The organism is Okeania sp. SIO1H4, assembly GCF_010672695.1.
Lineage (GTDB): Bacteria > Cyanobacteriota > Cyanobacteriia > Cyanobacteriales > Microcoleaceae > Okeania > Okeania hirsuta.
Genome location: NZ_JAAHGB010000029.1, coordinates 53,776 through 76,777, shown reverse-complemented (window position 1 = coordinate 76,777; position 23,002 = coordinate 53,776). Strand labels below are relative to the sequence as shown.

Sequence of the window (23,002 nt, the reverse complement as noted above, 5' to 3'; positions counted from 1 at the left end):
TTGTCGGTAGAGTTTTTCCAACTCTTCGATACTTTTGTGTGGTTCTAGCTTTAACAATCTCGGCATGGCGATCGCCCAACTCTTACTATTCATCCCTTAATTTATCAGGTTTAATTTTTTTATACCGATGCTACCGGATTTGATATGAAATTGATATTGATAATCGGGTTTTTTCAGATAGCGGAAAAAAGCATGATATGCTTGGTAGAAATATTCTAATTGCTCAAAAGGTAAATGAGGTCTACAGTTTCTTTTACTAAAACGGACTGTAGTCAAGTTCCCATATCTGTCGCATTCTAAAATAGTAGCAGTATTACAAAAACGATAGTGATGATTTTGGTCTACTAACCAAAATTGTACGGGAGTTTCAAGCAAAAGTTGAAAATATTGAGGATAGTCTTGGCGAAAGTCTTGAGCAACTCGAAAACCATCCACTAAGGTAGATTCACCCCCTGGGTTGTGGTTTTCTACACAATAAAGAAACTGAGCGAGGCGATGTCCTCCCCAGTAACTCAAATCGTTATGAGGAGGTAAGGGGCAACCATCACGGGGAGGTACAGATTCTTTAGTTTTGGCTTTAGTTTCTAGAGCAAAGATTTTCCCGTAATCAACGTTATAAATTGGACCGACAGATGAAAGAAAAGGTTCTAATTTTTCTGGAGGGATATTCTCTAAAATAACAAATCCCAGACTAAATAATTGCTCCATCCAAGCATCGTTATTCATAGTCTGAGCGTTATAAGTTTGGGGCGATTTTAATTCTAGTTTGGCTCGATCCCATAAAATGTAATTATCAGACTCGACTTCTAGTTGAGGATCGTAACTATTTTTGAGCAACCATTCCACAGAAAATACACTGCGGTGAGCGGGAGTTTCATCCCAGTCAATAGTTAAAGTTTCCTCATTTAACTCTACTGATAAAGGTTGGGGTTTTTCTGGGCGATCGCTAATATTTGGATCGTATAGTTGTTGATAAGGAGCTGCATAGCGACAACTCGGACAGTTTTCTCGCAACCAAATATAATGAAAGCTCTTACCTTTAATTGTAACAAATTGCTGCTTACTAAAAATTTTATCTTTATGTTGCATCATTTTAAGTTTTAATAAACTGATACTTAGGGTAAGGGTGGGCAAAAATTCTTTTTACCATTGGTGCAAAAAAAGCGAGCGGTAAAGTGTCATATTGGGGATCGAAACTATTTTGATCGTAGTTTTCACAAAAATCAACGGTAGCTTGATAGTAGGGATGGTCGCGATATTTTTCCCGTTCGTAGCGATCGCTTCCCATGTAGTGAGCATAATAATACTTTTGAAATGTCGAATGGTGTTTAACTATCCAGTAGGTTTTTTCTGATACATAAGGTTGTAAAATAACAGCAGCTAATTCAGAGTGATTGTATGGGGCTAATTCATCACCAATATCGTGCAGTAATGCTGCAACTACAATTTCTTCACTTTCGCCATGACGATATGCTCGTGTTGCTGCTTGTAAAGAATGTTCATAACGAGTTACTTTGTAACCGTCAAAAGATGTTTTTAAAGGTTCCAAAGCAGCTAATATTCGTTCTGCCAAACCTTTTGTTGATTCTTCTGCTAAAGAGTAAATCAGTTCGTAATCTTCTTTAGTTCCATCAAGCATCCGAGTAAAACTGACTTGTTTCATTTTCGATCTTCCTGCTTTGATTTTTTTCAGTTTTGGTTGTTTTTGTTAGGACTTACGCATAGACCATATATATAGCATTTCAAGACTATGAAGTTAACTCCAAGAATCACTACTTGTTTATGGTTGTGCTAAATTTGAGTCTAGGTCTTTTTTTCTAATTATTTGCTGATATCCATATTCCTTACCTAAGAATTTTTGATTTTCCAATACTCCTTCGTATTTATTTTCTAAAATCGTGGAGTCCGGTAACTTTTGTAATGGAATATAGTGACGGTGGTGCAGACCTTCTCTTTTATATGGTTCATTCCAGACTGCATTGTGGTGACAAATTAAATTGATTCGAGGTTTATCTGTATAGTTACCTTCTGAAGCATGGATAGTATTAGAATGAAACCAGAGAGCATCTCCCGCTTCCATTTCACAATGTACTACTTCTAACCGTTCTAAAATTTTTTCCATTCTTTCGAGGTTACATAGGCGAGCGTCTCCAACGTAACTTGTATCTATTCGACCCATTAAGTGAGATTTTTTGATTACTTGAACACAACCATTTTCTCTCGTATTCGCAGTAACCGCAATAAAACAAGCTGATAAATCAGGAAATAAACATCCTTCTGTATATACTCCGCCATAAATTTGATGCCATCCGAAATGGCCTTTACTTTTGGGAAGTTTTTGTACCAGTTTTGAATGCCAATGATAGCATTCTCCTCCTAATAGGGTCTCTGAACCATCAACCACTCTTGCTAAACGAGGAATCACTCCTAGCAAGGAATCTCCTAACTCGGTCCAGTGAGCTATCCTACTAATATTGCCTTGAGCATCGGCAAATTCTGTTTCTTGTCCGCGTATTCCTGGATCGTTTTCACAGGCAATTCTTATAGGTTCAATTTCTTCTACTTCAAAGAAACCTGGAATAATCACAAATCCATCTTCGTTATATTTGGCTATCTGCTCTGGTGTTAAGGGGCGGGTTGTTTTAACTTCCTGTGGTATTAATGTCATCTGTAGATAACTCCTTTCTTAATTGATATTTACTCAATGGGTTAGATATGTTTTTTTCCATCTCCACTATCTGTAGGGAATTTTTGATTCAGAAAGAAATCCTTTACTTGTCCAGAAGAACGAATTAACTGTATTGTTCCATCACTATAAGCAACTTCTGCCGGATAATTATGTAGAGCAAAATTGGTCAAACTATGATTAAATCCATAAGCTCCACAATTATAGATTACCAAGCGATCGCCTATTTCTATATCTTCTGGCACCATCACATCCTCCACCATAATATCTAAAGGTGTTGGGAGTTTTCCTCCCAGGGTTGCTTTGTGAGTATAGTTGCCATCTCTTCCGAGCACTTCCATATATTTGCTTGCTGGTTTCATAGACAGTCTTAAGAGTTGATGGACACCCCCATCCAAAATGATAAATTTTTGCCCTAGAGATTCTTTAATATCAACCACCTCTGTTATATAACACCCGGCCTCTCCTACCAGATAACGCCCAATTTCTACAATACAATGATACCGATAAGGATTATTCTCAAAAATTACCTGCAACTCTTGGCCAAAAGACTCCATATCAAATTCAGGATCGACACTATTATAAGGTATACCAATTCCACCACCAAAATCTAACAGGGATATATGATAACCTTGGTCATTAATTCTGTTGGCTATACTAATGGTATTTGTCCAAGAAGCTAGTAATTGATTGTAGTCTAAGACATTACTTTCGGTAAAAATGTGAATACCTTTTAGGTTAAGATTGTCCAAAGAGTCGATCGCTGCAATTTCTTTTATAGCTCGATCTTCATCTACACCAAATTTGCTGGAGGTACTAGCGATCGTTTGACTTTTTAGACTAGCTTCTCCACCATTAGTATCATTGTTCCCACACTTAGCCCCTCGTTCCCGAATTTCGCAACTCTGACTTGTTCTGTACAAGGGGTTAATCCGAATTAAAACATCTTGCTTTTTACCATACTTTTGAGCCAAATTATTTAGGCGACGAGCTTCGTTTACTGATTCTAATACAATAATCCCAATCCCTGTTTCTATGGCTGTTGCTAGTTCTGAATTAGTCTTTCCTGGCCCAGTAAACACAATTTCTGGAGCTGAAAATCCTGTTTTTAGTGCTGCTCTCAATTCTCCCGTTGAACTGATATCTGCTCCACATCCTAATTGAGCCAATTTGTGACAGATAGTTAAATTGCTATTGGCCTTCAGAGTATAGAGAATATTAAAATTTGGGGGCAGGTAATCTCGTAGTTTGGCATATTGACGGCCAATTTTATTGAGATTATAGAGATATAAGGGAGTCTTGTATTGTTCTGACGCTATTTTTATTTCTTGCTGAGATAAGATAATTGGACGTACTCTATCTCCACTCAAATTAGTATTTTTCATAGAATTATACTGGGATTTTCTGGTTACTGAATGATTTTTAGTAGTTAGTAGATATCTCCATAAAAAAGGGAATAGGGAACAGGGGGAAATAATTGACAATTTCTGTACAATAATTGATTTTATTTTTTATTGTTGGAAATATCTAATAGTTAAAGATTTTTTTAGGAGAAAAGAAAGCCACTAATTCCTATCTAGACAAAATATAGATAACTCAAGCTAAGGAAAATATCAAGGGCAACAATATCATATCTTATCATAACGGTAGTGCATCAAAAGACAGGATTTACCCAAAAACCCAGTTTATTACGAGTACTAAAAATTTGTGCTAGACTCTCTAATACTAGAAGATACCCAAAATTAATCAAAATAGTTAAGCCTAATAGACAGGATTAAATAGATGACAAATCAACGAATTGCTGAAATATTAAGAAGCGGTAAACCTGATGAAAAAGTAACAATTCAAGGGTGGGTACGCACTAAGCGAGAGTTGAAAGAATTTGCTTTTGTAGAGGTTAATGACGGTTCATGTTTAGCTAACCTACAAGTGGTATTAAATCCTGATCTACCAAATTATCAAGAAAGTTTACAGCAACTGAATACAGGTGCATCAGTAGAAGTGAGTGGTATTTTGGTAGAGTCGCCAGCAAAGGGGCAAAGAATTGAACTTAAGGCAGAAAAGGCGATCGCTTATGGGGATGCTGATCCTGAAACATATCCTTTGCAGAAAAAACGTCATTCTTTTGAGTTTCTCCGTACTATTGCACATTTGCGAGGGCGCACTAATACTTATGGAGCAGTTTTTCGGGTAAGAAATGCTTGTGCTAATGCTGTGCATCAATTCTTTCAAGAACGAGGTTTTTTGTGGGTTCATACTCCTATTATTACTGCTAGTGACTGTGAAGGTGCAGGGGAAATGTTTACAGTTACTAATTTAGATTTAAAGAAAGTTCCTCTCACAGAAAAACAAGATATTGATTTTAGTCAAGACTTTTTTGGAAAGCCTGCTTTTCTAACAGTTAGCGGTCAGTTAGAAGCGGAAATTATGGCAACTGCTTTTAGTAATGTTTATACATTTGGTCCGACTTTTCGAGCAGAAAATTCTAATACTTCTCGACATTTAGCTGAGTTTTGGATGATTGAACCGGAGATGGCTTTTTGCGATTTAGTAGGAGATATGGATTTGGCTGAGGAATTTCTGAAACATATTTTTAAGTCTGTTTTAGAAAGTTGCCCGGAGGATATGGAATTTTTCAATAAACGGATTGATAAAACAGTTTTTGAAACGGCAGATACGATTATTAATAATAGTTTTGAAAGGATTACTTATACTGAGGCTGTTTCTTTGTTGGAAAAGACAGATAAAAAGTTTGAATATCCGGTAGAGTGGGGTTTAGATTTACAGTCGGAACATGAGCGTTATTTGTGTGAGGAATTGTTTAAAAAACCTGTAATTGTGACTGATTATCCAGCAAAAATTAAGGCTTTTTATATGCGTTTAAGTGATGATGGTAAGACGGTTAGGGCAATGGATGTTTTGGTGCCGAAAGTAGGGGAAATTATTGGCGGTTCTCAGAGGGAAGAACGTTTAGATATTTTGGAGAAAAGGATAGATGAACAGGAGATGAATAAGGAGGAATTATGGTGGTATTTGGATTTGCGTAGGTATGGTACTGTGCCTCATGCAGGGTTTGGTTTGGGATTTGAAAGAGTGGTGCAGTTTATGACAGGAATGGGGAATATTCGAGATGTGATTCCTTTTCCCAGGGCGCCTTTAACTGTGGATTTTTAAAGTTAGGAATTATTGGGAAAATAGAGGGGGGTTGCTGGGAAATAATTAGGGTTTGTTGAAAAAAGCAGAGTGTGGGACAAACCACTAACCCCTGCCAGGAGGGGAAGTGTCGGAAGGATTAGCCTATCGAATCTTGTCTACTCAAAATACCAACTTTTTGAGTTTTAGCCATCGAAAACCTGGCACTTTTTTCTACCTCCTGTAATTTACCAACGCCCTATTTTTTTAGTTTTTCGCTCTTTAAGATCAAACCATAAACTTCATGGGAGGTGAGGAGAATAAGAAACAAGTTGTGGAGAATTTAGAGTTTTAGGGTTGTGAATTTAATCGCAGAGTCGGCGATCGCTCTGACTAACATTAGGATTATTTTTCAGATAATCTCCCACCCACTCACAACCAAGTTTTACAAGATTTTCTAGATTGAGATTCCACAAAATTACTTTGCCATCTGTGCTGCCAGAAGCAATCATCTGACCATCTGGACTAAAACAAATACTATTGAGACCACGGCGATATCCTTGAAAAGTATGTAATTCCCTGCCATTAAGATTCCAAACCATCTAGACTCCAGAGTTTAATAGTTTCATCTTCACTAGCAGAAGCAATAACTTTCTGAGTCTTGCTAAAACTAATGCTATAAACTCTACCTGTATGACCATTAAGGGTTTTCAGTTCTCTGCCATCAATATTCCAAAGTTTAACAGTGCTATCATAACTAGCGGAAGCAATAGTTTGACCGTCAGGGCTAAAACTGACATTACTAACCTCATTGCTATGACCATTGAAAATATTTCGTTCTGTGCTTTTAACTCTCCAGAGTCTAATTGTATTGTCCCTAGAAGCAGAGGCAATAGTCTGACCATCTGGACTAAAACTGACGCTATAAATTCTATTACTGTGACCACGGAAAGTTTGTACTTCCTTGCCCTTAATATTCCAGAATTTAATGATTTTGTCAGCACTAGCAGAGGCAAGTATCTGACCATCAGGGCTAAAACTAACCGCATTTACCCAATCTCTGTTACCTCTAAAAGTTTGTAATTCTTTGCCATCTAAATTCCAGAGTTTGATAGTTGTGTCAGCACTGGCAGATGCAATCGTTTGACCATCTGGACTAAAACTGACGCTATTAACGTGATAAGTGTGCCCAATAAAGGTTTTCAGTTCCCTACCATCTAAACTCCAGAGTTTGATAGTTTTGTCACCACTGGCAGATGCAAGAGTTTGACCATCCGGACTAAAACTGATGCTAGAGACCCGATTTTTGTGTCCAATCAAAGTTTGTAACTCTCTACCATCTAAACTCCAAAGTTTAATAGTTTTATCAAAACTTCCAGAAGCAAGAGTTTGACCATCCGGACTGAAACTAACACTACTAACCAGATTCCTATGTTCTGTTGTAAAACTTTGTAATTCTGTTCCGTCAATACTCCAGAGTTTAATAGTTGTGTCCGCACCGGCAGATGCAAGTATCTGACCATCAGGATGGAAACAGATGCTATGGATGCGATCGTTATGTCCAGTAAAAGTTTTTAATTCTTTACCACTAAGACTCCAGAGTTTCAGAGAATTATCCCTACTACCAGAAGCAATCAAAGTACCATTAGGGCTGAAACAAACACTACTTACTCCATCTTTATGTCCTTCCAAACGATTACGCTCTTTGACTCCATAGACTGCCTGATGCAGTGCTGTTACCACCAGCATTTCAGCATCAGCTTTTGTTCTAATTGATTTGGACAATGATTGTAGAATTTTGGCTGCCCTCAATGCTTCTAGTAATGCTTCAAACTCTTGACCAGCGAGAAATAGTGTTTTTGAGGAGGCACTTTTGAGTAATACTTCTAATATCTGATTTGCCTCAGCTAATATTTGAGCTGCTTGTCTTTCTGCTGCCAATGTCCGTTGCATTTCGAGTTTATCTAGTTCTTGACTTGCCGTTAAAAACCGATAATCTTGCTCGCTCAAACTCTTCGCTGCTGCCCATGCTAGAGCTTCCTGTAAAGCTTGACCCCGCAAAAGTCGTGACTCATCCTGATAACCAGAAGCTAACCATGCAGCAAACGCTTCTGAATAAGGTCGTAAACCTGCTAATTCTTTCTCTACCCAAGTAACATTAAATACTGACTGATAAATTCGGTTAGCTACTATCAATTTACCTTCATATTTTACTACTAAACCAGTCAGTCGCAGTTCCATTTGTTCGGAACTATCATCTGCTACTACCTCCCCACTATTCAAAACTTGCTGATACAAACCTAATAACCGACTTGCTCGTTTTTCATTAACTAAAAGGCGATCGCTTATGGTCTTTAAATGTTCTGGGTCGTCATTTATTCGCCAATTTTCCAGAATTTGTTTTTGTACTAAATTCTCTACCCATTCTGCCTCTTTATTTTCTTCAATAAAATCTCCTTTTTTCTGGATTAAATTGCACAATTTTTGAGTTAAAAATGGTTGCCCTCCCGTCCAAAATAATACAGCTTCTAATAACCGATTAATATCTTTACTTTTGTCTCTCAAACCTCTACCCAAAGTAGCTACTTCCGACATTTTGAAACCAGTTAATTCTATAGGTATACCAATATTAAAAGGAGTGCGTTTTTTATCCATAATTAAATCTGCCGGAGTTGCCACACCAATCATCACAAAAGTTAATCTTTGATAATTTGAATTATCGGCTCTTTTGTTATAACAATCTCGTATTACGGCAAAAAAATCATCAATATTAAAAGGTAGACTCAGGGTACTATCAATTTCATCAATAAAAATTACAATATTTTGCTTAACAGTAGGCAGCAAAAAATCTCTGATAAACTTACTAAAACGTTTCACATTCGAGAGTTTATTTGTAACCGACCACCACTCATCAATATCAAAAAAATCATCTAAATTTAAACTACTGACAATACTATCAATGACTCCAGCATACCATTGGTCGGCAGTAACTTCCCAAGTACCAACTTCTGTAATATCAATAGTTGCACAGGCAATTCCTTCTGCTTCCAACCGTTGTCTAGTTTTGACTCTTAAACTAGATTTACCCATTTGACGACAGTTCAATACATAACAAAATTCTCCTGCTTTTAAACCTTGATAAAGTTGTTCATCGGCAAGTCTAGTTACATAAGTGGGAGCATCTGGAGGCAAACTACCTCCTACTTGATAAATTGATTTTTTATAGATTTCCATATTGGTATAATTCCCTAAGATTATCCAAAGTAATAATTTTTTCAACCAATAATTACAATCACATATTCCCCACTAAATATAGGCTACTATGTAGATGGATAGTAAAGTATGATAAGTAAAACTTAAACCAAAAAATTAAATAAATCACTAAAATTTTGACATTCAATACACATTCATATCGGGTTTGGAGCGATGGTGAAGTTGAAAATTTGTGTTAATCTCCCAATATTTCATCAACAGTAAAAGTTACATTAGGCAAAGCTTGAATTGCCACAGTTTCACCGCGTTGAAAAGTCTGCACAATCTCATAACCATTCGCAGTAGGTTGTCGGTAAACTTCCAGACATTTTTCAGTCAGATTTACCAACCAAACTTCAACAATATTATTCTCAGCATATAAGGGAACTTTTACTTCTCGGTCATATTTAATTGTTGTGTCTGACACCTCTATAAGGAGAAATACATTTTCTGGTTGAGGTTGTTGAGTCTCATAAAAATCTGGTCGTCGTTGCAACAAACTGATATCTGGTTCTGGTTCAGAATTATTATTCAATCTTACAGGAATTTGAATTCCCACAGTAACAGTCTGTGCTAAACGCAAAAAGAACAGTTCATTAAGACGGTTGACACAACCTGCATGGCGAATACCCATAGGGGACATTGTGATAATTTCTCCTCTGATTAGTTCTACTCGTTCATTTTCAGTAAATACTCCTGCCTCCAGCATTTTATAATACTGGTCTACAGTAAATAGTCGTCGCAATAATTGTACAGACATGATCGACTCCTTGAGAAAATTGTATTAAGCATTCAGCAAACAGCTATCCGCATTCAGCTATTTTTTAGTCATAGCTCAAAGCTTTTTTTACTAATACTCAGAACAGAATAAATTTATATAATATTGGGTAATTAATGTTGAAAGTTTGTATTAATCTCCCAATATTTCATCAACAGTAAAAGTTACATTAGGCAAAGCTTGAATTGTCACAGTTTCACCGCGTTGAAAAGTCTGCACAATCTCATAACCATTCGCAGTAGGTTGTCGGTAAACTTCCAGACATTTTTGAGGAAGATTCACCAACCAAACTTCAACAATATTATTCTCAGCATATAAGGGAATTTTTACTTCTTGGTCATATTTAACTGTTGTATCTGACACCTCTATAAGGAGAAATATATCTTCTGGTTGAGGGTGTTGAGTGCGACGAAATCCTTGCCGTCGTTGCAGCAAAGCGATATCTGGTTCTGGTTCAGAATTATCGTTCAATCTTACAGGATTTTGAACTCTCACAGTAACAATTTTTGCTAAACGTAGAATGAACAGTTCGGTAAGACTGTCCACACAAACTGCGTGATGAATACCAATAGGGGACATTTTGACAATTTCTCCTCGGATTAGTTCTACTCGTTCATTTTCAGTTAATATTCCTGCTTCCAGCATTTTATAATACTGGTCTACAGTAAATAGTCGTCGCAATAATTGTACAGACATTACCAACTCCTTGAAAATAATTGTATGAATTTGTTGATGTATAACAATTATATTTATTATAAATATTCTTGCCCAACTTTAAAAAGCGTTTCGGTCTGGAGTGCTCCCCAAACAGATACCTAATTCTATACACAAATTTTTAAGCTAATAGCTGATAGCTGATAGCTAGTTAACTTGTTAATAATTGAATCAAATCCTCAGTTATCGGACAACCTGTTTCCCTTTCAAAATGAAGAAACATCGGACTAAAATTCGCCTCCAGGAAAACAAAATCTCCATTAGGTTTAAATCGCCAATCAATACCAGTCCATTTTAATCCGAATGCTTTAGTAATAGCTAAACATTTTTCTTTGATATCCTCTGGTGTTTCTAAATAAATTATTTTTGCTCGTTTATCTTCCCGAAAATCTAAGGAACTACTCCGAATTTCAGCAGAATAAACTTTTTCCCCAATTACATAACTACGAATATTTGTACCGGGAATAAATTCTTGGATAGTTACGGGAGAAATACTTAATGCTAATTTCATCCGATTAATTTCTAGATGTTCTTTCGTTAAAAATTGAGTATGAGAACCTCCATAAACAGGTTTAAAAATTACATCTTTAAATGTTTGAGAAAATTCTAAAATTTCATCAGCGTTATTAGTAATAATAGTCCCTGGAATAGTCACACCTATTTTATTAGCTAAACTTAACTGTAATGGTTTTTCTTTATGAAATTCATAAGCTTCCCAACTATTCACCCATTTATCAGGTTTAGACCGCATAAAAGAACGTAATAAACCCATCGAATCATTAACTGCTATTCTCTCCTGATATAAATCAGTTAATTTCGGAACATTAACCCCGGCAAAAGTCCGCCAAAAAATTTTATTTATATCTGCTAAATTCCATTTTCTGCCATCTGGAAATATTAAACATCCTGTGTGAGTAATAGGTTGCCAAGAGATTTTTAACTTAGTGGGAAATAAACGAGTATCTAAATAATCAACTGTTATTCCTTTTTCTGTGAGAGACTTTTTGAGATGGGCAGCATGAATATCTTCTTCATTGCCCAGGATTAAAATATTCATTAAAGTTATACCAATTTGACAACTGTTTGCTACAAATAGTTAGGCTATTTCTTAGGAGTCAGGAGTCAGGAGTCAGGAGTCAGAATGAATTGCTTTGCTCCCATTTTTTAGTCGTAATTTATCTTTTTAGTCAAAGGGACATCTCCTGTCAAGTATTTTAAAGGAAGAAAGGGAATGAGAAAGAAAAGGAAGACTTGGGAGAAAAAAGCGTAGATATTCAGGACTTACCCATGAGGTACAAAAAACTAGGATTTGAGATTGCTTCCCTATCAGTCGCTTCGGACGAAAATACCTTAGTATTGCGTAATACCAAATTGAAATGAAGCTGCATAGAATAATCTTTCAAGCATAATTGACTTCAAGCATAATTGACCGCAGGTAAGCGTAGATAAAAATAGATCGATTTAATGAATTTCATCATTCTATGCAACCTCAAATAAAACTGGTATAAGTTCTAATATTATGAGTTTGAATATATTTCTGCTTACAAGTCTACTTTCCCATTTATTAACTAAATAAAATTAAGGTTTAAATTATCTAGAGATGAAACACCTTCTATGATGGCAATCAAATCTCCTGATAGAGTAGATATATTAACTGAATCATTAACGATTTCAAAACTATAATCATTCAAAGTTCCTGATAACTTAATTTGATCTAAAGGAGTATCAAAATTTTGAATAAAAGCAAAGTCTGAATCACCAAAACCAAGATAAAAAGGCGACCCTTGGGAAGAACCAAGTATAAATTGATCTACTCCCTCTATTCCCGAACTACCAACTAATATATCAATTTCTCCTGTTCCCAAATCACTAGGTATAACTCGGTCGTTGATGAGGTCATATCCAATAACACTAACACCAACAATTCTGGTATTGTTGCCGAAAGCATTAATAATATCATTACTATCATTGTCAGTAAAAAAACCAATGCGTTCAATTTCAAATTGTCCAAACTGAATGTAATGTTCTAAACCAGAACTAAATTCTCCTCTATTGATAGCAACATCAATACCAGGATAAGATTGCCGATAAATCTCTTCATTAAAATCTCCACCTTCCTCTCCTATAGCTAAAGTAGTTACACCACCTTCTTCCGAACCTACTTGAGTGAAAGTTCCATTATTAATGGGAGTCGCAAAACCACCTTCTTCTCCTATTGCCAAAGTAGTAACACCGCCTTCTTCTCCTACTGCTAAAGTAGTTACACCACCTTCTTCTCCTATTGCTTGAGTTGTTGCGAAACCTTCTTCAGAACCTGGTTGAGTCAGAATTTCATTCTTAATAGGAGTAGCAAAACCGCCTTCTTCTCCTACTGCTTCAGTTGTTGCTTCTCCCGGTAGCACTCCTATGGGAGTAAGACCACCTTCTTCTCCTAGTGCTTGAGTTGTTGCGAAACCTTCTTCAGAACCTGGTTGAGTCAGAATTTCATTCTTAATAGGAGTAGCAAAACCGCCTTCTTCTCCTACTGCTTCAGTTGTTAGTTCTCTCGGTGGCACTCCGATGGGAGTAATACCACCTTCTTCTCCTATTGCTTGAGTGGTTGCGAAACCTTCTTCAGAACCTGGTTGAGTCAGAATTTCATTATTAATAGGAGTAACAAAACCTCCCTCTTCTCCTCCTATAGCTTGAGTTGTTACTTCTCCCGGTGGCACTCCGATGGGAGTAATACCACCTTCTTCTCCCAGTGCTTGAGTAGTAGGTACAGAAAGATTACCACCTTCTTCTCCTAGTGCTTGAGTTGTTCCTATAGCTTCACTGGTACCGCCTTCTTCTCCTAATTCTAAGGTTGTTGCTATAAGTTCGCCACCATTCTCCGAATCATCAAAAGCTTCTGTTGTAGCACCACCTTCTTCTCCTATTGCTTGAGTTGTTGCTATAGGTTGAGAAGGGTCATTAGGAGTATTACGCTTAGGTTCAACTTGACTTTTTTGTAAAGACTCAAGAGTCTCTAGGTCATTGTCAAATGGATGTCTCATATTTTCCTTTTGTTCAAGTTTTATTTATGATCGGGACTTATGCGCGGACACTAAATCGAGTGAGGGCGCAATTCTGAGCTTGGCGCTACCCAATGCCATTTGCTACGCACAACTACGTTAACGCCCCTACAAATGGTGTTTTCAAGGGAGTTGCATGGGTAAGTCCTGTTTTATTTATTATGTTATGGAAAGTACTGAAGATTGTTGAAAATCTTCTATCAGTTACAGTATAGTTGAGAAATTTAGAAATATCGATCGCTATTTATAGATGAATAAACTACCCAATGACATAGATGAAGCACTCGCTCAAGCTATAGAAGCTACTAAGATAGCTCTCCAGGATGGTTATAGTAGAATCCAAATCGAAATAGTTATTCCAGAAATTGAACTTCAAGCTCAATCTCTAGCAGCACAATTTATTCCTGCTTTACTTGAAGAAGGCATTCAACCAAAAGTCTTCTTTCCTGATACTGGTGCTGCAGCATTAGCAAGACGAGATTGGCAAGAAGCGCCTTTTAAAGTAAAAGTAGAAGATATTGGCACAAGTAGGTCTCCAGTTGATAGCAAAATTTCACCGGAAGACGAGTTTTTTCTGTTAGTTGCCCTTTCTTCTGTAGAAGTGGCCCAGGCCGAAAAATTGTGTAATCTGGCAGGCGATCGCCCAGTTGTAATGTTAATTCCGAGGTTAGAGGATGTATCTATTGTCGGAATTGGTTATGCAGCACGTCAACTCCGGGAAAGATTTCTTACAACTATTGAATCTTGCTACTATATCAAGTCTTTTGGTGAGGCTGCATTGTATCGTTGTTATCCTTCTCCCTGGCAAGTTTTGCTTGAGGAAAATGGCCAATATAAATTAATTGCAGAGCGATCTGAGAAACCAATGGGAGATACTGTGGAAATGATTTTAGCTGAAGCTACTACTACAGTTAAAATAGATAGCTCTGCTTCTTCTGAGCAAACTACTACTAAACCAAAACGGAAAGGATTTTTAACTGAAATTCAAAAATTCCTGCGTGCTTTAAGTAACTAAATTTTCCGCAGACATGAACTTACTAAAAGTATTTTTCGTCTAAGGTATGCCGACCCCAATTTTACTCGAAGCTACAATTTGTTTCAAATTAGCTACATTCTGGATTTGCCTAAAAATTAGGGTCGGTTTACCTCAGAAACTATGTGATATTATAGATACAAATTAAAGTGAATAATATATTAGATGTTTTAATTAAATTTTCTGACATTAAAATTTAGTATAATAAAGTCTTTTTTGCCTTACTTAATGCAATAAAGTAGATAGAAAAAAACTAGATATTGTAGGAAATCTTTAGAAGTAAAAATGAAGCAGAGACGTATTATAATTGGTGATGTACATGGGCATTATGATGGTCTAATGGTTTTGCTAGAGGCGATCGCCCCTGGAAAAAATGAAAAGGTGTATTTTTTAGGGGACTTAATAGATCGAGGCCCAAAAAGCTCCCAAGTAATAGAATTTGTCAGAAATAGCTCCTATCAGTCTCTCCAGGGAAATCACGAACAAATGATGATTCAAGCTCTTTCAGATAAAGCAGACAAAAAAGGAGCATGGGAAGCTTGGTTTTACAGTGGAGGGAATGAAACGGTAGAAAGTTATAGAGATCAAGGAATTATGCCTTATGAGGATGTAGAATGGATTCGATCACTACCTCTATATCTAGACTTAGGAGATATTTGGTTAGTTCATGCAGGGGTAAATCCAAAACTACCTATTCAAAAGCAAACTTATCATGAATATTGTTGGATTCGCAAAGAATTTCATGGTATTGAAAAACCTTACTTTCCCAATAAGTTAATGATTATAGGTCATACTATAACTTTTACTTTTAATAATGTTGAGCCTGGAGAGTTAGTTCGTGGGGCAGGTTGGCTAAATATTGACACGAGTGCGTATCATCCTCGTAGTGGATGGCTAACAGGATTAGATGTTGATAATAATATTGTTTATCAAGTTAATGTTAATAGTAATGAAACTAGGAAAATGCCTCTAGAAGAACTTGTAAAACCTTATGCTTCCAAGCCAACTTTAAAAAAAATAATGCAAGAACCTTTATTAGCTAAAAAAAAGCACAAAGAGAAACTTAAGGTCAAGAACGATTGATAAAAATAGCAGTTTCTCTTTCAACAATTAATAATTAACAATTTCTTGTAAACTAAGAGGATTGGCTAAAAGGATTGTTTTTATTTTTTCTCTATGAATGTAGAGGCTTTATACCTTAATTTTTCGGTAAATATAAATATTTAGATTAATGCTGAATGCAATTAGAAGAAAAACAACAATTAATTACTTATTTAGGTCAATTTGTTACCCATGCTCGTTGGGAAAAAATAGTATCTGTTTTGCAGCAAAGAACCCGTCATATTACTGTTATTTTAGAAGATATTTATCAACCCCACAATGCTAGTGCGGTACTCCGAAGTTGTGACAGTTTTGGGGTACAAGATGTGCATATTATAGAGAACAAAAATATATTCACAATTACTCAAGGTGTTACTGTTGGTTCAGACCGCTGGTTAACATTATACCGCTATAATCAAGAAGGCATAAATAATACTCAAGAATGTTTAAAAAAATTAAGAAGTGAGGGTTATATTATAGCAGCAACAACCCCCCATACAAAACAAATAACTGTTGAACAATTATCTGTAAATACAAAAGTAGCGTTAATGTTTGGTTCGGAAATTAATGGGTTGTCAGAATATGCTCAAAACAATGCAGATGTATCGGTAAAAATTCCAATGCAGGGATTTAGTGAAAGTTTTAATATTTCAGTTAGTGTTGCTTTGTGTTTATATGATATGACAAATCGTTTGCGACGACAGCATAATAATTGGGAATTAACTGAAACAGAAAAATTAGATTTGGAATTAAATTGGCTGCGGAAATCTATTAAAGCTGGGGAACTTATTGAGAAGAAGTTTTTCAGAGATATTTGTAATTGAATAAGGAAGAAGGAAGAAGTAAGAAGCAAGAAGTAAGAAAGTGTTGAGTTATTTAGGAGGTAGCTGTATTTTGGTATCATTATTATCATTTTCTTTGTGGGTTTAATACCCCACCGTCAACGGGGGTGTTCAAAATTACTTGGGGGAGCGTAGACGCGGAGCGGCCCTTCGTTGACTATCCCCATGTAATTTTCCTCCTGTCTCCAGTATAGCTGTCTCCTGTCTCCTTCTTCAATTTGATTGCTCTTTAAGTGATAAATTTCCTAAAGTCAGGAGTCAGAATAAATAGCTTTAATACCATTTATTAGGTCGGAATTTATATTTTTAGTCCAGTGGACATCTCCTATAAAGTCTTTTAATTGCTCTTATTATTTGTAACAATCTTTTTCCAAATTGGTATAACACCCAATTTATTTAATTGAGTGAATTTTATTTAAAAATAGGTTGACCTTTAGGAGATAAAATATTTTACCTTGACTATGTTTCCGAGGGTCGTGAAATCAGCAACTAGGTTGGCAAATTCTGTGGAACCGTCGGCAAAATTTAATCTCATTTCGCTAAGGTTTAAGCCTCCTCCATGGGGTTTCCTGTAGTCGAATACGCCCTCAATGGTTTGGTGTGCCGTTCTGCCAAAAGACTGTTCCCGCTTCCGGACTGGTTACCCATTGCCAAGTCCCCTCTGTTGCTGTGTCATTTGCACCTAACCATCCACCTGCTTGTGCAGAGAAATGCTCTGTGGGTATACCGATGTTGGAAATAATAAAGTTGTGTTCTGCTTCAGAGGTGATGGTTATCAGATATCTCTGCCAACCATTATAAGAGCGAGTTTCAGCACTAGCTTTTGCTTGGTTCCAAGTATATTCACCTGGAACATATTCGTAGTAGTGACCTGTATCGGAGTTGAAAAAGACGCTAGCGCTTGCTGGTTTGTTTATTGCTAAAGCGATAGTTGTTGCTCCTAGGCAAGCTATGGATAGTTTTTTTATGGAAATCATAGAGTTGTTTTATCCTATTTACTGACAATGATTTGAGGTAGGGGTTCTTGTCTTGACAGATATTTGCTTCTAAGGTTTTGACACGATCGCTCTTTAATGAATCACCAATTGTATTATTTTGTATTATTGCGACATACGCAATAAAAGAGAGAATGATCGCTCTTTAATGAATCACCAATTTTGAAATCTTTTTGTATTATTTTGTATTATTGCGACATACGCAATAAAAGAGAGAATGATCGCTCTTTAATGAATCACCAATTTTGAAATCTTTTTGTATTATTTTGTATTATTGCGACATACGCAATAATCGACAAAAGTATTTTTAAACCTTGTCGATCATCGACAATATTCATTACAAGGATCGTGTAATATGGTTTATGTTGTAAAAATTTCTGTCAAAAACCTTTTTGTTTGCTGAACAATATCCTTCTCAAATTTTTATCTGTATAACTCAAATATATGCAACTAAAATCACAGGTGCATTGGATTCAACATCCAGATGGTTATTAGATATTACGAAATTCTGAATATCCGACCTTTATTCAAGTAGATAATTTTCATAAAAATGTGATTTTTCAGTTAGGTAAAAAACCGATAACTACTATTGCTAATAAATACGATTTAACTGATAAAAATATTCAACAACTGTTACAATAAACATCTATAACGGATATGTTGTCAGATATTAAACTACCTCCAAAAACGTTTTATGTGTAGCGAATATTATTTTTAAAAGTATTTTATATAAAATTGTTATTTTACTATCTCGTCTCACTCAATTTTCAGTTTTTGTGAAATTTTAGCATTATTTTTCGTATTTTATATAACTAGATAAAATTTAACTTTGCCAAACTACAAGAGAAAGAAGGAAGATGTTTTTTAGTAGAAGTTCCGATCTACTTACAACCTTTAGGTATTTAATAATTGCTGATAGCTGAGATAATAATTGCTTGATTTATTACCTTCTTTTTTCTTCCATCCCCTTTTTTCTTACGTGTTAATGGTAGTTATATCATGTCCGCACTGTATCGTTTGTGTAAAACCAAGGGTGAATATTTACAGGAAATTTACGTTTTTCCAAGCTTTTAAGCCTTCTTCCCTCTTCCTTCTTCCTTCTTCCTTACTTTCACGCTTACAATACCGATGCTACCGGACATGATATTAAACATTTTTTGGTAGGAAATAATGCTTCAAAGTCAGTCTAGACAAGGGAATTACGTCGATGCCTTAAAAATGGCTAGAACCCGTGCTTATTCAGGATTTATACCTTTTTGACATCAAAGCCTCTGCCCATCTATATTTGAGCCTATTTTCTGGCTTGATTTTGTGTAAGTCCCATTAAGAATTACCATGACTAAAAGGTAAATCCTCATTAATTCTCTCCATTTCTAGCTGTTCCATTTCATTCACTTGCCCAATGTAGGACAAGAAGATTTTTGACAAACGATTATGATAAAATTTGTGCATACTATGGTTAGGTGTTGCTGGAAAACCACGCCGTTTTTTATGACGCCCACCAGCACCAGGGTCAAAAGTCTTAATACCATGGTTGATCGCCCATTCTATCGGAGCATAATAACAAGCATCAAAATGTAAACAATCTATTTCGTAAGTGCTGCCCCAATAACGACCGTAAAGGCGATCGCCCTTAGTAATACAAAACGACATTCCTACAGGGAAGCGGTCGTCCTCCTCACTGTAACCTGCCACAAATAATACTCGATGGCGAAAGTCGTGATGTAATTGTTCAAAAAATCGCTTCGTCAAATATTTACTACCCCACCAACCAAATTTATCGCAGGTACTCTCGTAAAAACTGTACATCTTAGAAAACAGAGCTTTCGGTATTTCATCCCCAGTGAAAGTCTGCATTTGTAAACCAGCTTTTCCTACTGCTTTACGTTCCCGCTTAATATTACGACGTTGATTAGCATTAAATACTTTGAGATAGTCATCAAAAGTTTGATAACCTTGATTCTGCCAAATGTAACTATGGTGTAGCCAACTGTTAAAACCATTACGTTGCAGTACAGGATGCCATTCTGGATCGACATAGAGAAAATGACATCCAGAAATATGATGGCGATCGCAAAAATGATCGATTTCCCTGACCATCAAAGCTGTCATTTCATCCTCATCCTCCCCAGGCGATATTAAAAATCTATATCCCTCAGCAGGAGTAAAAGGCGACATTCCCAATAACTTCGGGTAATATTCAATACCTAAGCGGTAAGCTATCTCGGCCCATTGATGGTCAAAAACAAATTCACCTTGACTGTGTCCCTTGATATAAAGTGGAGCTGCTGCTATTAGTTGTCTATCTCGCCATACTGTTAAATGTTGCGGTAGCCATCCACTTCTACCACCCACACTACCAGAAGTTTCCATATTATGCAGCCAGTCCCATTCTAGGAAGGGAGTTTTTAAAGGTTGGGCCAGAGCATCCCATTCTGGTTTAGGGACTTCAGCAATTTTGCCAATCCAGGCTAGAGAATATTGAGGTTTAGGCTGTTGAATCATGTTTAACTCTTTATTGGCGTATCCGATATCTAAGTTAATCTATTCTCAACTTATTGTGCATTTGTTGGCCGTGCTTGAAGAAGTAGTTAGATAGGGGAGCCGCCGATAGGGCGATTTACAGGAGAATGCGGTGATATCATGTCCGGTAGCATCGGTTTCAACAATTAATAATTAATAATTACCTCTCCTTTAAAAGAAGAGGATTGACTCAAAGGAAAATTTTTCTTTTTATCCCCTTAAAGGAGGAAGCTTTAAACCACAATTTTTCGGTAATTAGATAAAAAGAGTGGGGAGTGGGGGAGAAACTGAAAGACATCCTTACTACTCCTTTACAACCAAAATTTATTGTAAAACACCAAAAAACGTACTGCTATAAAGCTAATTTGAAATAGAAGAAATAGGAAAATAACTATTTACCTACTTTACTAACTAATAATTTGTTCTCTTACCCAATTCCGAAAAGTTTTCATGGTTTGATTTATACCCATATTTTGACAGCGAATACTATATTCTGGAATTACTTCAGTTAAGGGTAAATCTGGAAAATTAGGGCTAATTTCTGATTCTATATATTTGTTATTTTCTAAAACATAAATTTGTAATTTTCCTTTTTCAAATCGCCAAAGTTCCCCTACTCCTAAATTGGCATAAATATTCAGATGAGTACGAGAAGTTATATATATTTCTAAAGCTAAATCAGGCGGTGGATCGATAGTTAAATCTAGGCGTTCTTTCCCACGAACTTTAGCTTCATTTTCAATATAAAAACAATTGTCTGGTTCTATTCCTTTTGCCATTTGTTCATTTTTGAAAGTTGTGGAACCTAGAGTTAAAAATTTTCTGTCTAGTTCTTCTAGGAGTGCTTTTATTAAGTCACTAATAACTTCTTTGCTAAGTTCGTGTTCTGGTAATGGAGTAATAATTTCTAAAGTGTTATTTGCATAAGCTATTCGAGAAGCGCGACTTTCTCCTAAGTCTGTGATAATTTCTTCAAATTCTTGCCAGCTTACATCTTTTAACAACACTTTTTGCCCTGGTGGTATGGTTAATCTTTTGAGTTCTAGCAGCATTTTTTTCCTTTAATATATGATGACATATTGAAATGCAGTATTGTACTTTATTATATAAGCTGAATTATTGATTGATAACAACAAACAAGAAAAACTTACATAGATTTTTAGTCTAGTAATTTATTGTCAAAAATAAACACTTTGTAGGTAAGCATTTCCTGCGGACTGCTGCGCAAACAGCTATTAGCTGTCAGCTATCAGCAACAAGACTCTATCTTTAAGGACAGTGTTTCAATTAACAACTTACTTTAAGGGTAAAGGAGGCAACTTTTTTAGTAAGACAGTTAATACAGCTTTGACCCTAAGACCCTAAACTAAAAGCACAATAGCTGATAGCTGATGGCTGACGGCTGAATGCTTACCTTTATAGTTTTATTTATCTTCTTTACCATCACAACTGAGACATGATTTTATTTGTTTGTCGCGTAATTCACTTTCCCTATGAATATCATCTTCGTTTTCCCTAACAATTATTTCACGTTGTGCATCATAATTAATTAAATAGTCGTACATTAATGCTTTCCAATGTGGACAGTCTTTACTGTAATGATAAATTGTATACTTTACATCCCAAATATACTTATTTTCTGCTTTGTTTCTTATATCTGAAGCTAAAGATATCTCAATTAATTGTCTTGTGGCATACAAATTTTTCAATATAGACGGACAAATTTTTGTGTAATTACTTTCGATTTCTCGATCCACCTGTTTCAAAATATTTTCGTATTTTATACCTGGAGTATTTTTTTTTTACGATATATTTCACGAATAATTTTGTTGAATTCTACATAGTTATTTGGTATAACTTTAGTTTTGTAAAAGTTGAATTTTTTTTTGTATTTCCTGGGAAGCTTTTCTAAAGTTTCTACTGTTTTTTTTTCCAAGAGATCGATAGTTTCAAATATTCTTCTATATCCCTCAAAATCACCACCACCAAGTCTATCTATAATTTCTAGACAAAGCCAGTATACATAAACTTTATTGTTTAGGTTTTTGATATCTTCTTTGTTGCTACGATCATTATTCTTTCTTTTTTTACGTTGTAACTCCCCTTGTGCATAATGATTAATTTTATTTTCAAAACTTCCTCCCCAGCAACACTTAATTAAATTGCCAGTATCCGCAAATGGAAAGCTAAGAAAACCAATATTAATAAAAGGAATAAGATTAACTCCTCCCATGAATAGCGAGAACAAAAATACTGATATAAGAAAAATTAAAACGCCTATTCTGCGTAAAGTTGAATCATCTAAATCTCCTTGATGAAGAGTACAGCCGATGTAAATATCTCTTGCTTTATTAATGCTACCAATTTGATTAGAATTATCGCCAGCATTTTGATTAATTTCAGACATTATTTATGCTAACTATCTACATAGTAATATCGCCTGCTGAACCAATTTGACCAATTTATTTTGCATTATCTCCTGCTGTTTGATTAAAATTTCCTGTCTGTTCAACATTGACGTTTGTGGAAGTAGGATTATTTTCTTCCATTAATTTTTTTACTTGTTTTCCTAGGATTTCATCAGCGTCCAGTATTTTTTTCAATTGTCGCCTAAAAGCTGCTTCTGCATCTTTGTCATTACCTTCTTTAGCAAAGTCTTCTACTGCTTCCTTAGCTGCTTCTTTAGACTCTATTTTTGGCGATAATTTTTCCCAAATAGCCTTTGCTCTTTGCCATGTATCCTTACCTACTTCTTGCAAAAGCCCTTCACTTACTTTTTCACTTCCTTTAATTCAGTATGGCAATAAGGCAGGCAAAAGTGTTACTAATTCTGCTGTATCTACTATAGAAAGTCTTTAATTTATCAATAAATTTTTCATGTTTAAGTATAACA

General features: G+C 35.7%; 20 protein-coding genes. 4 read left to right on the top strand and 16 right to left on the bottom strand.

Annotated features, from left to right (window positions below; all coding sequences use genetic code 11):
* Positions 1-96: 96 nt before the first annotated feature.
* The 4 genes from F6K06_RS18920 to F6K06_RS18905 all read right to left on the bottom strand — a co-directional run bounded on the left by F6K06_RS18920 (position 97) and on the right by F6K06_RS18905 (position 4,071).
* Entirely contained in the window at positions 97-1,092 is a 996-nt protein-coding gene (locus tag F6K06_RS18920) for a TauD/TfdA family dioxygenase (protein WP_287239708.1), read from the bottom strand.
* A gap of 1 nt (position 1,093) precedes the next feature.
* Complete coding sequence (locus tag F6K06_RS18915) at positions 1,094-1,663, bottom strand: HD domain-containing protein (RefSeq protein ID WP_287239707.1); 570 nt, start codon at positions 1,661-1,663, stop codon at positions 1,094-1,096.
* A gap of 117 nt (positions 1,664-1,780) precedes the next feature.
* A complete protein-coding gene (locus F6K06_RS18910) occupies positions 1,781-2,668 on the bottom strand; it encodes a phytanoyl-CoA dioxygenase family protein (protein WP_287239706.1) in 888 nt (295 codons plus the stop codon).
* A gap of 41 nt (positions 2,669-2,709) precedes the next feature.
* A complete protein-coding gene (locus F6K06_RS18905; RefSeq protein ID WP_287239704.1) occupies positions 2,710-4,071 on the bottom strand; it encodes a hypothetical protein in 1,362 nt (453 codons plus the stop codon).
* Positions 4,072-4,468: 397 nt separating this feature from the next.
* Between F6K06_RS18905 and asnS the strand changes: the two genes are divergently transcribed.
* Positions 4,469-5,860 carry an asparagine--tRNA ligase gene (gene asnS, locus F6K06_RS18900; RefSeq protein ID WP_124142786.1) on the top strand — a complete coding sequence of 464 codons (1,392 nt, stop codon included), beginning with the start codon at positions 4,469-4,471 and terminating at the stop codon, positions 5,858-5,860.
* A gap of 323 nt (positions 5,861-6,183) precedes the next feature.
* Here asnS and F6K06_RS18895 read toward each other — a convergent pair whose 3' ends face one another.
* The 6 genes from F6K06_RS18895 to F6K06_RS18870 all read right to left on the bottom strand — a co-directional run bounded on the left by F6K06_RS18895 (position 6,184) and on the right by F6K06_RS18870 (position 13,597).
* Positions 6,184-6,420, bottom strand: a complete 237-nt coding sequence (locus tag F6K06_RS18895) for a WD40 repeat domain-containing protein (protein ID WP_240038737.1) — start codon at positions 6,418-6,420, stop codon at positions 6,184-6,186.
* A complete protein-coding gene (locus tag F6K06_RS18890) occupies positions 6,404-9,052 on the bottom strand; it encodes an AAA-like domain-containing protein (RefSeq protein ID WP_240038738.1) in 2,649 nt (882 codons plus the stop codon). The genes F6K06_RS18895 and F6K06_RS18890 overlap by 17 nt, the downstream gene beginning before the upstream one ends.
* Before the next feature lie 214 nt (positions 9,053-9,266).
* Positions 9,267-9,830, bottom strand: a complete 564-nt coding sequence (locus F6K06_RS18885) for a Uma2 family endonuclease (RefSeq protein ID WP_124154854.1) — start codon at positions 9,828-9,830, stop codon at positions 9,267-9,269.
* A gap of 150 nt (positions 9,831-9,980) precedes the next feature.
* Entirely contained in the window at positions 9,981-10,544 is a 564-nt protein-coding gene (locus tag F6K06_RS18880; RefSeq protein WP_124142788.1) for a Uma2 family endonuclease, read from the bottom strand.
* Positions 10,545-10,713: 169 nt separating this feature from the next.
* Complete coding sequence (locus F6K06_RS18875) at positions 10,714-11,619, bottom strand: RimK family alpha-L-glutamate ligase (RefSeq protein WP_124142789.1); 906 nt, start codon at positions 11,617-11,619, stop codon at positions 10,714-10,716.
* 511 nt (positions 11,620-12,130) lie between these two features.
* Positions 12,131-13,597 (bottom strand): hypothetical protein, encoded by a 1,467-nt coding sequence (locus F6K06_RS18870; RefSeq protein ID WP_192901024.1) that lies wholly within the window; start codon positions 13,595-13,597, stop codon positions 12,131-12,133.
* Between the two features lie 268 nt (positions 13,598-13,865).
* Here F6K06_RS18870 and F6K06_RS18865 point away from each other — a divergent pair, with 268 nt between their 5' ends.
* From F6K06_RS18865 to F6K06_RS18855, 3 genes are all read left to right on the top strand, one after another.
* Complete coding sequence (locus F6K06_RS18865) at positions 13,866-14,630, top strand: DUF1995 family protein (protein ID WP_124142790.1); 765 nt, start codon at positions 13,866-13,868, stop codon at positions 14,628-14,630.
* Between the two features lie 303 nt (positions 14,631-14,933).
* Complete coding sequence (locus F6K06_RS18860; protein ID WP_124142791.1) at positions 14,934-15,731, top strand: metallophosphoesterase family protein; 798 nt, start codon at positions 14,934-14,936, stop codon at positions 15,729-15,731.
* Between the two features lie 155 nt (positions 15,732-15,886).
* Positions 15,887-16,573 (top strand): RNA methyltransferase, encoded by a 687-nt coding sequence (locus F6K06_RS18855; RefSeq protein ID WP_124142792.1) that lies wholly within the window; start codon positions 15,887-15,889, stop codon positions 16,571-16,573.
* 605 nt (positions 16,574-17,178) lie between these two features.
* Here F6K06_RS18855 and F6K06_RS18850 read toward each other — a convergent pair.
* The 6 genes from F6K06_RS18850 to F6K06_RS18825 form a co-directional block, all read right to left on the bottom strand.
* A complete protein-coding gene (locus F6K06_RS18850) occupies positions 17,179-17,568 on the bottom strand; it encodes a hypothetical protein (protein WP_124147166.1) in 390 nt (129 codons plus the stop codon).
* Between the two features lie 1,341 nt (positions 17,569-18,909).
* The gene (locus F6K06_RS18845; RefSeq protein WP_124147165.1) at positions 18,910-20,091 is read right to left on the bottom strand and encodes a GNAT family N-acetyltransferase; all 1,182 of its coding nucleotides are present in this window, start codon (positions 20,089-20,091) and stop codon (positions 18,910-18,912) included.
* A gap of 425 nt (positions 20,092-20,516) precedes the next feature.
* Positions 20,517-21,161, bottom strand: a complete 645-nt coding sequence (locus tag F6K06_RS18840) for a Uma2 family endonuclease (protein ID WP_124147164.1) — start codon at positions 21,159-21,161, stop codon at positions 20,517-20,519.
* Between the two features lie 372 nt (positions 21,162-21,533).
* Positions 21,534-21,866: a hypothetical protein gene (locus F6K06_RS18835; RefSeq protein WP_287308798.1), complete on the bottom strand. Its 333-nt coding sequence runs from the start codon at positions 21,864-21,866 to the stop codon at positions 21,534-21,536.
* 23 nt (positions 21,867-21,889) lie between these two features.
* Positions 21,890-22,516, bottom strand: a complete 627-nt coding sequence (locus F6K06_RS18830) for a hypothetical protein (RefSeq protein ID WP_287239686.1) — start codon at positions 22,514-22,516, stop codon at positions 21,890-21,892.
* Between the two features lie 55 nt (positions 22,517-22,571).
* Complete coding sequence (locus tag F6K06_RS18825; RefSeq protein ID WP_124147162.1) at positions 22,572-22,868, bottom strand: hypothetical protein; 297 nt, start codon at positions 22,866-22,868, stop codon at positions 22,572-22,574.
* Between the last annotated feature and the right edge of the window lie 134 nt (positions 22,869-23,002).